Origin of the sequence: Cyclonatronum proteinivorum, assembly GCF_003353065.1 — a bacterium.
Classification (GTDB): domain Bacteria; phylum Bacteroidota; class Rhodothermia; order Balneolales; family Cyclonatronaceae; genus Cyclonatronum; species Cyclonatronum proteinivorum.
Genome location: NZ_CP027806.1, coordinates 832625 through 845491, shown reverse-complemented (window position 1 = coordinate 845491; position 12867 = coordinate 832625). Strand labels below are relative to the sequence as shown.

Annotated in this window: 10 protein-coding genes and 1 tRNA gene; 3 read left to right on the top strand and 8 right to left on the bottom strand. The window is 49.0% G+C overall.

Features of this window, described 5'->3' with window-relative positions; translation table 11 throughout:
- Positions 1-73: 73 nt before the first annotated feature.
- The 3 genes from CYPRO_RS03255 to CYPRO_RS03245 form a co-directional block, all read right to left on the bottom strand.
- Positions 74-2329 carry a hypothetical protein gene (locus CYPRO_RS03255; RefSeq protein WP_114983262.1) on the bottom strand — a complete coding sequence of 752 codons (2256 nt, stop codon included), beginning with the start codon at positions 2327-2329 and terminating at the stop codon, positions 74-76.
- A gap of 56 nt (positions 2330-2385) precedes the next feature.
- A complete protein-coding gene (locus CYPRO_RS03250; protein WP_124245500.1) occupies positions 2386-3042 on the bottom strand; it encodes a hypothetical protein in 657 nt (218 codons plus the stop codon).
- A 165-nt stretch (positions 3043-3207) separates the two neighbouring features.
- Complete coding sequence (locus tag CYPRO_RS03245; protein ID WP_114983260.1) at positions 3208-4200, bottom strand: hypothetical protein; 993 nt, start codon at positions 4198-4200, stop codon at positions 3208-3210.
- Between the two features lie 183 nt (positions 4201-4383).
- Here CYPRO_RS03245 and CYPRO_RS03240 point away from each other — a divergent pair, with 183 nt between their 5' ends.
- The gene (locus tag CYPRO_RS03240; RefSeq protein ID WP_240644820.1) at positions 4384-4947 is read left to right on the top strand and encodes an NIF family HAD-type phosphatase; all 564 of its coding nucleotides are present in this window, start codon (positions 4384-4386) and stop codon (positions 4945-4947) included.
- A 136-nt stretch (positions 4948-5083) separates the two neighbouring features.
- On the opposite strand, the gene CYPRO_RS03235 is transcribed toward CYPRO_RS03240, so the two are convergent.
- From CYPRO_RS03235 to CYPRO_RS03215, 5 genes are all read right to left on the bottom strand, one after another.
- Entirely contained in the window at positions 5084-5356 is a 273-nt protein-coding gene (locus CYPRO_RS03235) for a hypothetical protein (RefSeq protein ID WP_124245499.1), read from the bottom strand.
- A 513-nt stretch (positions 5357-5869) separates the two neighbouring features.
- Positions 5870-5944: transfer RNA gene (locus CYPRO_RS03230), tRNA-Val, on the bottom strand.
- Between the two features lie 230 nt (positions 5945-6174).
- Complete coding sequence (locus CYPRO_RS03225; protein WP_114983258.1) at positions 6175-7110, bottom strand: DUF697 domain-containing protein; 936 nt, start codon at positions 7108-7110, stop codon at positions 6175-6177.
- Positions 7111-7695: 585 nt separating this feature from the next.
- Positions 7696-9153 (bottom strand): OprO/OprP family phosphate-selective porin, encoded by a 1458-nt coding sequence (locus CYPRO_RS03220; protein WP_114983257.1) that lies wholly within the window; start codon positions 9151-9153, stop codon positions 7696-7698.
- A 207-nt stretch (positions 9154-9360) separates the two neighbouring features.
- Positions 9361-9882 carry a cupin domain-containing protein gene (locus tag CYPRO_RS03215; RefSeq protein ID WP_114983256.1) on the bottom strand — a complete coding sequence of 174 codons (522 nt, stop codon included), beginning with the start codon at positions 9880-9882 and terminating at the stop codon, positions 9361-9363.
- Positions 9883-10154: 272 nt separating this feature from the next.
- On the opposite strand from CYPRO_RS03215, the gene CYPRO_RS03210 reads away from it, so the two are divergent.
- Together CYPRO_RS03210 and CYPRO_RS03205 are read left to right on the top strand one after the other, a co-directional pair.
- On the top strand, positions 10155-11093 hold the full coding sequence (locus tag CYPRO_RS03210) for a type I restriction enzyme HsdR N-terminal domain-containing protein (RefSeq protein WP_164682502.1): 939 nt from the start codon (positions 10155-10157) through the stop codon (positions 11091-11093).
- Between the two features lie 76 nt (positions 11094-11169).
- Positions 11170-12498: an aminopeptidase P family protein gene (locus CYPRO_RS03205; protein ID WP_114983254.1), complete on the top strand. Its 1329-nt coding sequence runs from the start codon at positions 11170-11172 to the stop codon at positions 12496-12498.
- Positions 12499-12867: the final 369 nt, after the last annotated feature.

Sequence of the window (12867 nt, the reverse complement as noted above, 5' to 3'; positions counted from 1 at the left end):
ATAGTTGTTAATTCATACCCGTCTGTTCGCCCGTCAGTTTCTTAAATCTAATTTAAACAGTAAATAAGATCGTTTACTTTGAATGTTTTCGTACCCATTCACCATGCCTAAAATATGAGACCTGCTCTAAAAGCGACTCTATATATTCGGCTGTAAACGGAAAGTGCTCCAACTTGCCCTCATCAATTAAGTTCTGAATTACAGCATCGCCAGCGTTGGTAAGCCCAATACCTAAGGGCTTCAAACCCTTAGTAAAGTACCAGATCAATTGCCCATTACCGTTCCCAAAAGAACGATCCATCACCAGATCATCAATCCTCACGCTAATTTTATCATGCAGCAAACTGATTCTTCTTCCTTTGCTCAGCAGATTGTTAGTGCGACCTGCTTCGAAGAGTATTGTTTTAGGCAATCTGATATAGTGTTCATGGACAGCAACCGGTAAGTCCTGCGCTTTATGCCGTCCCTGCGAAGGAGACTGACCTCTGATTTCATCTATCTGCAAAACGCCTATTATTGCCTGCCTGAAACTGTTATTTACCCCGGTGAAAATTACACTTTGCGGATCTCCGTCTGAGTTTTCCAGAATCCGCAAATCATTTAGTCTCCCTGAGTGCAAATAGCTGCTGATCAGTTCACCCGAACGAAGGTCAAGTAGCTCAATGGCAAACGGAAAAAAGTTCAAAGAGGCCGTATGAATAATTTTGGGGCTTCTGATACCATCACCCGGAATAATTAAGAAGCCTGTACTTGACATGTTTCGGTTAATGATATCCGGATTATGACTAAAATCAGCACTTAGTACTGTACTTCTGCTCCAGATTTCTTTTCTGTCACGGACATCCAATACCGTCAGCGTTACAGAGTTACTGTTAGTTAGAGAGTTATTCCGAAGAAATATGATCTCGTTTCTTCCATTATTATTGATATCGTAAAAACGAATATGATTCTGGTCTTTTACAAGCTCTCGGTACGTAGCATCATCTATTGGAATGCTGCTTAGATATTGACCTGCCTGATTTAAAACTATAATCCGGCTTAGCTCAAGCTCAAATTTCGCAGGATTTTGGTCAATTGGTTCCATCGTCTTGGAAATTAACACAACGAGCATTAACAGGCTGATTGCACTTAAAATAAGGGTTTTGTTACGCTGTATATAGTTTCCTGCCTGTCTCAGCAAAGGTATTTTTTTATACTGGATAATTCTCCGGTCTGAGATCATATCTGCCAGTGAGTTTACGCCAACCAGCGCGAGTTCTTTTGCGGGGTATTTCTCCCTGAGACGCTCGCACACAACTAATGCTTTTTCATAATTACCGGCTGGTAACACAAGTATGCTTACCGGACCGAAGAAACACGCGTTAACCTTTTCTTCAATCGACTCCAGACTAACAGCTCCAATAGTTCCATTTTTTTCAATAATTCCGGTTACGGCAAGACCTCCGGGAAAAAAAGGCCTTTGGTGATCTGAACCAAGCTTTTCTAAAGCCAAAAACGCGAGCAAGCCAAAAGAAGCTCCCATTGAGTGCCCTGTGCAATATGCCTGTTCGTCTTCAACACCTATCAATAGCTGAACTGCGGGTGTATTGCGGTTTTTCCCAAATACTGCCCTCGCTGCTGCAACAGGGTTTGAGTACACATATTCCTTGCTATTTTCATCTTTCGGTGTGTTTATTAGAGGGTGAAAATAATCCTTATCAAGTGCCTCATCATAGGCGGTATGTATGAGACGTACGCGAATTAAGCCTCCGCTGACTTCTGCGCCTTGAATATCTGACGCTACGACAGGCAACCAAATCTCCTCTTTTATAGACTTGCCTGATTGCTTCCAAACCAGAGCTTTACGCTTTAGGCCTGAATCCTTGGTATTGCTGATCACCAAATCACAAAACTTTTGAACTTCATTTTGTTCCGGCCCGAGCTCATTTATCAGTGATACTAAATCATCAAAGCAGTCTTCAAATGAGGCGTCTTTTATTATTTGTATGTAATCACAGACACACCATAAAGAAGCCAATGCCAAAAGTTTAATTTTCTTTTGACACCTTAATGCAAGCGAACCCAAACCTGCATAATTGAGGTGCCCCAGACTGTTATTTAGTTGGTACCCTAAATTTAAATAGACCTCCGGCTCGGCGCCCAACAGATGTATTGTCCTTTTCACGCCCGATATCTCACTAAATAACTCCTTCAGATAAAGCTCATAACGACTTACGTCCTTAAGGTAAAGTGTTAATAAACTCTGAATCTTAACAGGAAGTAGTGGTATGTATTCTGACCTTTTAAGCGAGTCTATCAGAAGGTCGTGTTCGTCATCAAAATCAAACATAATCGGATTGTAACGGACAAAGTTATTTTATGCAACCAATCTGACTCTTAGAGGGATTAAGCAGGATATAGCGCTACCCTTTGAATTTTTGGCCCGGATGTAGATGTAAAAGAACTGCTATCAACCAATCTATTGATGGCTAGTCCCCCTTCATCAATAAGATAAGCCCGCTTAACATCCGGCAGGTACGCAAACATTTTTTTCCAAATGAAGGTGGTTCGACTATCTTCAACCACAACCTGCACACTTAAATCGCCATTTGAATATTCCATTTCGGCCGGTCTCAAATCAAACTTTATCATTGGAAATATAATTTCGATGTCTGACATAAAGCTTCGGTTTGAGGTTGAAACCAATTCTGCAGGAATGACACCTTTCGCATCTTTGTTTAGTTGAATAAAGGTTTCTTGCCCTTCCAATCGAAGTAACAGGTATGATAAATCAACATCCTCGTGGGCTGTAAGCGCCGTGACAGAGAGTCTTCCATTGTTATTATCTAAACTGAACCGAATCAGCAACCCATATTCAGTTGAAATATACGTTCCGACATTACTAAAGCCCGCAGATGACACAACGGCTGTATCGGCAGCAAGCCGGATTTTACCTGGCATTCTCTTTTTGGAAAAATTTTTGTGCTTTAAAATCATTCTGTAAGGTGGCCTAACCTCCGCCTGCGTATTCTTGCGGAATTCAGCGTACAAAAGTTGTTCCATTTCTGCTATGTTTCGACAAACCTCACAAATTTGGATATGACTTAGCATACTCGATATAGTCGAATTGGTCAGAGTCTCCCTGCGAAACACGAGAGTCTCCACTTCGTGAAAAGTAAGATGTTCCATTTTAACCTATTCCTCGCAGTTTAGTCCAAATGCATAAAATCAAATTTTCCGATAATCCGCTAATATCTGTTCTCTTGAAAGCTTAATGAGATATTCTACAGTAACCCGGTGTCCATCCCGATATTCTTCATTTTTAAGATTCGGAATTTCCTCTTTAAGATAGTAAAAAATAGACCCTTCTGCCGAATCTCCATTGGTGAGTTTTGCCAGGTATAAATTCTTTATCGAGCTTAGATAACTCTCAAACAGCCAATCCGGCATCTTTTTTTTCTCTACATATCCTGGTTTATATCGTTTTTTTATTTTTTTGATTGCTTTTTCGATAACAGCTTTTAAACACTCAGCCTCAGCAATTTCTTCTGTTCCAATGCTAAAATTATTTGATACATTACCAATACTATATGCAGCTGAACGTATGAGTATTGCAAGCTCAGTAAGGTTGATCGAAATATTATATTCTTGATACCTATTAAAAGATTCAACAAGCTTCGCAAGCAGCTGAGGAGTATTTACTGTACTATTTGCAGCATTAACGATAATTCTTTCCAAAATTTGCTCAGGTATCGTTTCCTTATTTTCATTTGAATTTGCGAAATGCACAATCCCTGTATCAGAAATATTTAAATCAGAAAAGTTAGCAAAAGATGTTTTTAGATTTCTTAGTATCCTATTTAGTTGGGCATCGTGTTGTTTATACAACAGATATATGCCATCCCTAACTTTCGTAACAACAACTCTTTTAAATTGAATCTCCACATCTTGCAAAGCAGACTGCTCTATATTTTGCAACAACTCACATCCGCACAAACACTTAAATTTGTTTTCATCATCCCTGGCAAATAGCTCTGCAACACTTGTTTGTGCAACATACATCTCGTCGCTATGAAGAAAATCCAGATCTATTGAGCCTTTTCTCACCCTATGTCTAATGTAGACAACTCCAATATTGACGGCAAGTTCGTATAACCATTTGGTTGCAGCAACATCAGTACTGTTTGATAAAATGCGAAGCAGAGCCGTTTTTGTATTCATCTTCCCTAACTTGTTTTAAATTTACAAACTCAGATGCGCCCTTAATATAAGTAATCAATTTTAAATTCCAATTCTGTTTATTCCGCATAATTCATTACAATTCAAAATATCAACATCGGAATTTGATCCCATAGATCAAATTCCGGCTAGTCTTCATACTTTATTGAATAACACCTAATTCATTTGGCATCCCACCCCATCCTCCTCATCCTCGACCTCGATGAAACCCTCCTTCATGCCGCCGATACGCGCGTTGACGGCAGGGTGCCTGATGCAGAAGTGCTGGGGTTTCAGGTATATTTCAGGCCGCATGTCGCGGACTTTCTCCGGAAGTGCGCGGAAGATTTTGAGCTTGCGATTTGGTCATCAGGCACGGATGATTATGTAGAGGCCATGGTTGATGCGCTGCCCACGCACCGGTCGCTGTTCCATTTTGTTTGGGGGCGCAGCCGCTGCACCTACAAGCGCGAGCGGGCAAATTCACGCTTCGGCGAGTTGCTGCCGGATTACGAGTACACCAAGCAGTTAAAAAAGATCATCCGCATCGGCTACCGGAAGGAGCGGATTCTGATTGTGGAGGACACCCCGCTAAAGGTCATGAACTGTTACGGGAATGCGATTTATGTACCACCGTTTATGGGTCAGCCGGATGATGTGCTCCTGGAGCTGCACGCCTACCTGCAAACGCTGAAAAATGCGGAGGATGTGCGGCGGATTGAGAAACGGTTTTGGCGGGGAACCGCCTAAGATTGGTGTAGCGGACTGATCAGCAGGTTTCCGGCTCGCTCTGTCTTTTTTGCGTTGAAGCGCGTCACGCTTGGTTTTTTAGGCAAAGAGGTCAGCTTTTACGCCAATCGTTATGGCCCCGGGTCTGCTGAGCGACCTACGGCATCGCCCATAAATTAGCTGCGGCTAAAATCGTCCATCCAACGGTAAAAAGTACCATGATCCATTGGGTACTCAGCGGACGTTTGAGGAGCCAAAAAATGAGAGCCGGGACTACCGCGATGATGGTCGCGAAAAGGAGATGTCCGGCCATGCTGTTGAGGAGGTTGAAAAAGCTCAGACCGGATTTTGTGGTAATCAGGGAAACAAGCAGGGTGCCGGTGAGCAGCAGGCCCCACCAAAGGGGGTGATTTTTGAAGAGGGCTCTCATCGCAGTGTTCTGGTTTGAGTTTTTTTGGGTTTGAAGGATACCTGAAGGCTGCTGATACAATGTTGAGGTGAAACCTTATCACGCGGGCGCTTTTTGCCCCATATTGGCTGTGCGCATCAAAGCTCTTCTACCCGGGTTCACCGTTGAAGGATAAAGAAGCAGCATTTTGGGGAAGGGTTTAGCACGCATATCGTCGGTATTTCTTTTTTGCCTTCCGGGGTTTGCTGAAAGTCACCTTTTGTTCTACGGTCGGCAGCAACATTTGGTTGACCTTGTTTCACCTTTCCGCGCAATTTGTAGCAGCAATTCGCACTCTCCCGACTTCCAAAACTAATTACACCCAAGTCCGGTCTAACGCCTCAGTTTCATCATCATTCTCACAGCTGCGGAAATCCCCCACCGGCAACTTCTCACCGACGGTGAATCTAAGCTGTGCCATGCGACTCTTCCGGGTAAATCCATCCCATAAAAAAAGCCGATCAGAACTGAATCTGAACGGCTTTCTAATTTTTGTGGGATGTGAGGGATTCGAACCCCCGACCCCCTGCTTGTAAGGCAGGTGCTCTGAACCAACTGAGCTAACATCCCGCGTTTTTGGAAGACTCAAATATACGCTGAAAACGCCGCGCGTGTCAAGACTTTATTTCGGCTTTTTTAGGATGACGGGGGAGAAAATATGGACCGCAGACGGCGGACGGCAAAAGTTGAAGAATAGTCAGATAACAACGTTTCACTTTCCACTTTCCACTTTCCACTTTCCACTCCGAACTCTGAACTCCAAACTCTGAACTCTGAACTCTGAACTCTGAACTCTGAACTCATCCCCTAAACAACCCTTTAAACCAATCGCCAACCGCAGTTCCCGCCTGACCCGCTTTGTTCATGCCAGCTTTGCCGGTCATGGCAATCAGGTCGGCGGTTGCGTCGCGGGCGATTACGCCGAGCATGCGGGCGGCTTTTACCGTTGCGGAGTTGCGCAGCAGACGGCGCTCAGGACGAACGATAGCGCTGCAGTATTCCTGCGCGATCATGCCGATACGCAGAGTCAGGAAAGCGTTTGAGGTGCCGTTGAGGGCAGAATTCACGATGAGCGCGGTGCCCGGCACGAAAGTAACCGCCGAACCGATGCTCGTAGTGATGACCGATTCGATCATCTCGAAATACTCGGCTTCATCGAGTTGGGAGGCGACCAGCGCGGTCACGAAAACATTGCTGTACAGAAATCCGAGGTCTTTCAGGGAAGGCCGCTGACTGTACACATGCGCGATGTCCCAAATCAGCCGGAACTGCAGGCCGAGGATAAACAGCGCATCAAGCGCACCGTTTTGAGAGATCGCGGTCGTAAAAAACGCCCGCCTGCTTGCCTGTTTCACCTTTTCGGTCGCCTCGCCGTTCAGGTACACGAGTGCGCCCTGTATCTGCTCCTCGCCTTCAATCAGTCCCATGTGCGCCTGTACAGAGGGGTTCTGATTCAGCCGGCGGGCCAGCTTCTTCAGATGCGCCTCATAGGCCGGACCTTCGGAAACGGGCGGCGGAATCAGTGCACCCGGTAATTTCAGGAAGGCAAGAACCGGCAAACTCACCGAGAGCAGCAGCACTGAAAGGCTCAGGATGAGGAAAACAAGTCCGGCCGTTTCGTTCAGCCGCGCTATAACAGCCGAGAACTGCACGAGCTGATTGATAATGATGATGAGAATCAGAAACGAAAGGGCGAAAGCCGAAATCAGCATCAGCTTACGGATTTGTTGTTTCATTGCGGTTTGTGCTAAACGGAGGATATTTTTCCGGATGGATTTGGGATGATACCTCCCAAGTTAACCAAAAACCCGGCAGCTTTCGCGCCGTAGATGGCACGCGGTTCGCGGGCCACGGGCCACGTAATGCAATCCCGCACTATCCCCGAAATGACCGTACCTTCATCAACGCTTGACGCCGGACCTGCCCAATCCCCAGCTCCTAGGAGCGCCATCTTCGTAGAAAAATCGACACCCCCCAATTACCCCTCGCGCGCCGAAGGCACGACCGCGGGCCGGGCGTACAGCCCGTGACAAACCCGGCACGGTGCAATCATCTATCTGAGCCCCCTGTTTTGCGCTTCGTGCTATTCCCAAACAACGGCATGCACAGGGCGTACCTACGGCACGCTGTTTTTTTCGCGGTGACCGTTTTTTCTACCCACATGCTGCCCCTACAGGGCAGGCTTTGACGTGGAAGCTTCACAACACCCGAGACGGATAACTTCCTACCAGCAACCAAGCCCCATGACATCCCGCCCTCCCGTTGCCTGCCAAGGCGGTACCATTAAACCGCTGTTGCCCTACCCCTTAACCACAAATTTCTCAAAACTCAAACTGCACCCGCGCTGCAATCAGGCTGCCTTTGGTACGCTTGCCGTTCAGGCGTTCGGCATCGAGGTAGATGTAGTTCAGCATCAAACGGGTTTCGCGGTTGAGGTACCAGTTCAGGCCCGCCGTGAAATGGCGCATCTCGCCGCCGTCGTAGTCCTGATCGTTGGAGTCCACATGCGCATAGCGGAAAGCAAGCTCCCAGGCACCGGGCCCAAAGCCCGGCTGGAAATTGCGGTTAGGCACAATCGCGCCAAAGTTGCCGCGGTCCGGACGGTACACCCGCCGCTCACCGGTCAGGAACCAGCCCGCCTGCACGTACCAGCCGCCGAGGCTGAGGTCCGGCTTGAGGAAATCGCGGCGAACATCCACAATCGTGTATTCACCCTGCATGTGTACGGGGCCAATGCCGAAAGCCGCCTCCGCGTGATAACGGGTGATATCCACCACATCATCAATATCATCGGCCCCAATGAAGCGGCCATCAATAGCGCGGGTGCCCGTTCGGGTGCGCATCCGCACATCCACATACTGCTGATCAAAATTCCCGTCAATGCGCTCTGTGAACGCATTCACCCGGTAGCTCGATGAAAACCCGAGATGCGTGTACGAATCAAAGCCCATGTAAGGCGCGAAAGTCGCCCGACCCGCAAACGCATATCCGCCCGTTTGCTGCCGCTCATTGATAAGCCCGCCCCCGCTCATCAGCGCGGTGCTCAGGCTGTACCGGCTACCCTGCCAGCCAAGCGCCATACCGAGATTCCAGTCGGGCTTGTATGCATCCACACTGGCGGCGCGCTCCAGGAAGGTCGCGCGGTTGCGCGAATTCATCCATTCCAGCCCGAACGGCTCCTTAATATTCCCGATTTTGATCCGCAGCGGATTCAGCCGGATGTATTCCACATACGCGCCTCGAATCCGGACTTCTTCATCCCGGAAATCCACCTCCATCCGCCAGAGGAAATCCTCATACATCACCCCTTCCGCACCGAGGCGCGCACTGCGGATGATCGTGCCATACCGCGCCAGATTCCCGCGGTTTTCGCGGTTGTCATCCACCGTGTTCTTACGGTCATCCAGGAAATTCCCCGCCCCATCAATATAAAGCCTCCCCCGGAGTCTGAACAGGTCGCGGCCATCCTCAGAACGCACCCGGAAGCGCCGGGTTCTGGTATCTGTTTGGGTGTAGCCGAAATCATCGTCATCATCCAGCAAATCGCGGGTGCGGACAGCTTCTCCGGCGGACTGCCGCATAAGGCGTTCAAACTGCTCCGCAGTAATCACTCCGTTGTCGCGAAGGGTTTGCAGTAAGTCCCGCTGAACCGATGCGGTGCTGTCAGCCGATTCCGCAGCGACGGCGTGCACAGGTGCAGAAAATGAAAAAAGCCCGCATATCAGCAAGCTAAGAAAAAGCGTAAACAGGCCTGAACGGGTAAATTGGCAGGATTTCATACAAAAAATTGGTATCAGAAAGATGAAGTACTGAATTACCCTTCTGATATGAAGCTTGTATTACCGCAATGTTACCTCAATATTACCCCGCAATGTGGGCGACCGGCTTATGAGCAACCGTAGGAACCCGACTCATATTGTCTGATTGATCGCGTCCCTGTTCGCACCCGGACTCATCCATCAACATTCAGCATTCCGCATCACCGGTTATTCTCTCACCAATTCCGAGATAAGGTCAGCATGTTCGGGGAAGGCATTTTTGAGCATGTAGCCGTTTGCCATTTCAAAATCCTTGAAATCAAATCCGGGAGAGACCGTGCAGCCGGTAAGTGCGAAGGCGTCGCGTTGCGTTTCCGGGTTGGCCTCGACCGTTACCGCAAACCAGGTATTGGCGGGCACGACAAATTGCGGCCGGCCACCGGCACCGACATCCCCGCCGATTGTCACCGCCTGATACAGGCCATCGGGGTGAATCAGGTGAATGGTAAGGGGTACGCCTTCATAATGGTGCCACATTTCATCGGATTTAATGCGGTGAAAGGCAGAGAAATCTCCGGCTCCGAGAAGGTAATAAATGCCGGTACAGGCTGCGCGGGGACCCTCGAAGGCTTCTGTTTGCTGATGAACCGGCAGATTCAGCGGGCTGCGGTAGGTTTCACGGAAATATCCGCCTTCCGGGTGCGGACTCAGGTGCAGGGCACGGATAATGCGGTCTTTACGGCTTGTCATACGTTGCGTTTGATTCGGTTATTTGGTGAATGCAGGGTAAATGCGCCATCCTTTTTCACAATTCCTGCGCACGCGCCCGGTATGGGCTGGGGGTGTCTGTCAATCCTACGATTTTTCCGGATAATAAACTATACCCTGCACTCGGGAAATCATTTCCCTGCAGACTTCCCTTACTACCAGCTAATCGGCTTATGATTTATTTGGGCACATGTACGCCATCAAAGCATTCGGGACATCAATTTTGTAAATTGCGCACAAAAAAAGGACGTCCCTTGGATACATCCCCACAGCCATCGCCGGTCTCCGTGCTCACCGGTCATTTCCCGGAAATCCGTTATGAACAGGGGCAGCGTCGGCTTTGGAATCCGGTGCGGAAGAATGTGCTTGCCGACCGGCCGGAAGAGCGGGTTCGGCTTCAGCTTGTGGAATGGCTTCGCCTGAGCTGCGCCTTGCCTGTAAGCCGGTTTACGACGGAGCTGCCCGTTAAACCCCGTATTACGGGGCAGACCCTGCGAACCGACCTGCTTTGCTTCGATAAACAGCACCGGCCCTGGCTGCTTGCAGAGTGCAAAGCACCGGATATCCGCCTCACCCGGCAAACAGCCATGCAGGCTTCGCGATACAACCTGGAAATCGGGGCACCGCTTGTACTGCTGACCAACGGCAGGCGCGATATTTTTTTTGATGTTTCGGATGATGGTATCACGCCCCGATTGCTCTCCGATCTGGAAACCGGCTCTGCAGTAACGCGCGATACGACCTACTGGCAGCGGCGCGGATTTATGGGTCAGGCCCTGCCGGAGACGCTCAAACCTGTGTTCTCAGAAATCCTGCGCACGCTTCACCAACAGGCGGGGGCGGAGATTCACCTCATTCAGCTTCCGGCCTCCGCTGAGAACGCGGCACTGAACCACTACTTTTTTCTGCGCGAGCCCTACCTCATCAGTCTTTCCGCTCATCACGCAGGCGGGACTATGCTTGATGTCCTTCATCATCAAAACGGGCAAATTTCGGGACATCTGCGCGTAAGGCTGCTGCCTTCTCACCAAGAATCCGTGCCGGAAACTGCCGTGCAACTCACCGACAGCAAAGGCAGCCGAAACCTGGATGCTGCGCAGTGCTACGACCTGCTGAATGCCGCAAAACCTGAGACTTCCGCTGCAAATATAATCCGGATTTGGGCGGCAGAATTTGATTCGATCTTCCGCTGATTTTTGGTGCTATGCCATTCAGAATTTATTACTTTACAAAATTGATTCGATTTTAAATTCTGATATAACGCCAACTATGGAACAGACCAACCGCGCCAAGCTTTTTGATGTTTTTAAGCCCGATACAGATGCCCTGATTTATATGAGCGGGGGCCGCGTTTCTCACCGCTACAATACCGACTTTGAGTACTCATTTCGTCAGGAGTCCAACTTCCTGTATCTCACGGGCATTGATGAGCCCGACTTCCATGTGCTGTTTGATCTTCAGGATCAGACCTGGCACCTGGTGCTGCCCAAGCGGGACAGCAAGTTTGCGGTTTGGATGGGATATGTGAACAGTCCGGATTATTATAAGGAAGCGTTTAAGCCCGACAGTGTTTTTTATGATGACAAACTCGAAGTCGTATTCAGAAAACGCAAGCCGTCAATGGTGTACTGCAACACGCAGTCTGATGCCGATTTTGTAACCGGTCATGGACTTGAAACCGATACGGTTACGCTTCCGGAGGCCCTTGCATACTGCCGGAGCATTAAAACGGACCACGAACTGGAACTGATGCGGCGGGCGTCCAAAGCGGCAAGCGAGGCCCATATCATTGCGATGAAACGCGCACAAACCGCAAGCTGGGAGTATGAAGTCAAGGCCGATTTTGAACATCATCTTGTGCAACAGGGCATGCTGCACCATCCCTACAGCGGCATATTTGCTTCCGGCAAAAACAGCGCGATCCTGCACTATGTCGATAATTCGCGCCGCATTCCCAAAGGCGCTCAGTTTTTGATTGACGCCGGAGCTGAATACAAAGGCTACGCGTCTGACATCACCCGCACCTTCCCCGTAAACGGAAAGTTCGACGGTGTTTTCGGGGATTTATACCGCCTTGTGCTTCAGGCGCTGGTTGAAACCACGAGTAGTGCCCGGCCGGGCGTAAAAATGGAAGACCTGCACCTGCACGCCTGTCAGGTCATTTTGCGCGGACTGAAAGATTTGGGATACCTGCACGGTAGCATCGATGACATGATGCAGGTGAACCTGTTTGCGCTGTTCTTCCCGCACGGCCTTGGTCACTTTCTCGGACTCGACACGCACGATGTGGGCGGCTACCTGAAAGGCGTAGAGCCCATTGACCGCCCGGGCCTGCGTTTCCTGCGCGCACGCCGGACGTTGGAAAAAGGCATGGTGATCACCATCGAACCCGGATTATACATCATCCCGGCGCTGCTCGAACCTGCCTTCAGCGATCCCAAACAGGCGCCTTTCCTGAACGAATCGAAGCTGCGCAACCTGCTGAATTTCGGAGGGATTCGCATAGAAGACAATCTCGTGATTACCGAAACGAGCTATGAAAATCTCACCAATGTCCCCAAGAAGCCTGAAGAAATCGAGGCGATAATTGGCGATTGATGCTTTTTGGGGAAACCCGGGGAGCAATGCTGGTTCCCGGCGTACCAAACCGGTCTTATGCGTCCTTATTTTTTTTGATTTCGGCTTTGCGGCCTGAAATTCGCTTCTCTGCCGATGGAAAGTCCCAACGGGACGACAGATCAAAGCTCGGGGTGTAAACCCTGGTACGACCGTACGCCCGGATAATCAGAGCTCTGAATGAGCGGCATACTTCGGTCGGTTAAATCCGGGTTAATGTGAATTTCAGACATCGGAAATATGCCGCCCTTTCAGGGCTTCAAATGAGAAACATCACGATCACAGGGTTGCACCCTGTGCTTTGGTATGTCACCCTTTCAGGTTTTTTTTGGGGTCTGAAAGTGAATAATC

Bases quoted from the DNA above. Each gene is read 5' to 3' on its own strand.
- CYPRO_RS03220 (WP_114983257.1), bottom strand. From the start codon at position 9,153: ATGAAATCCTGCCAATTTACCCGTTCAGGCCTGTTTACGCTTTTTCTT.
- CYPRO_RS03255 (WP_114983262.1), bottom strand. From the start codon at position 2,329: ATGTTTGATTTTGATGACGAACACGACCTTCTGATAGACTCGCTTAAA.
- CYPRO_RS03215 (WP_114983256.1), bottom strand. From the start codon at position 9,882: ATGACAAGCCGTAAAGACCGCATTATCCGTGCCCTGCACCTGAGTCCG.
- CYPRO_RS03205 (WP_114983254.1), top strand. From the start codon at position 11,170: ATGGAACAGACCAACCGCGCCAAGCTTTTTGATGTTTTTAAGCCCGAT.
- CYPRO_RS03225 (WP_114983258.1), bottom strand. From the start codon at position 7,110: ATGAAACAACAAATCCGTAAGCTGATGCTGATTTCGGCTTTCGCCCTT.
- CYPRO_RS03250 (WP_124245500.1), bottom strand. From the start codon at position 3,042: ATGGAACAACTTTTGTACGCTGAATTCCGCAAGAATACGCAGGCGGAG.
- CYPRO_RS03235 (WP_124245499.1), bottom strand. From the start codon at position 5,356: ATGAGAGCCCTCTTCAAAAATCACCCCCTTTGGTGGGGCCTGCTGCTC.
- CYPRO_RS03245 (WP_114983260.1), bottom strand. From the start codon at position 4,200: ATGAATACAAAAACGGCTCTGCTTCGCATTTTATCAAACAGTACTGAT.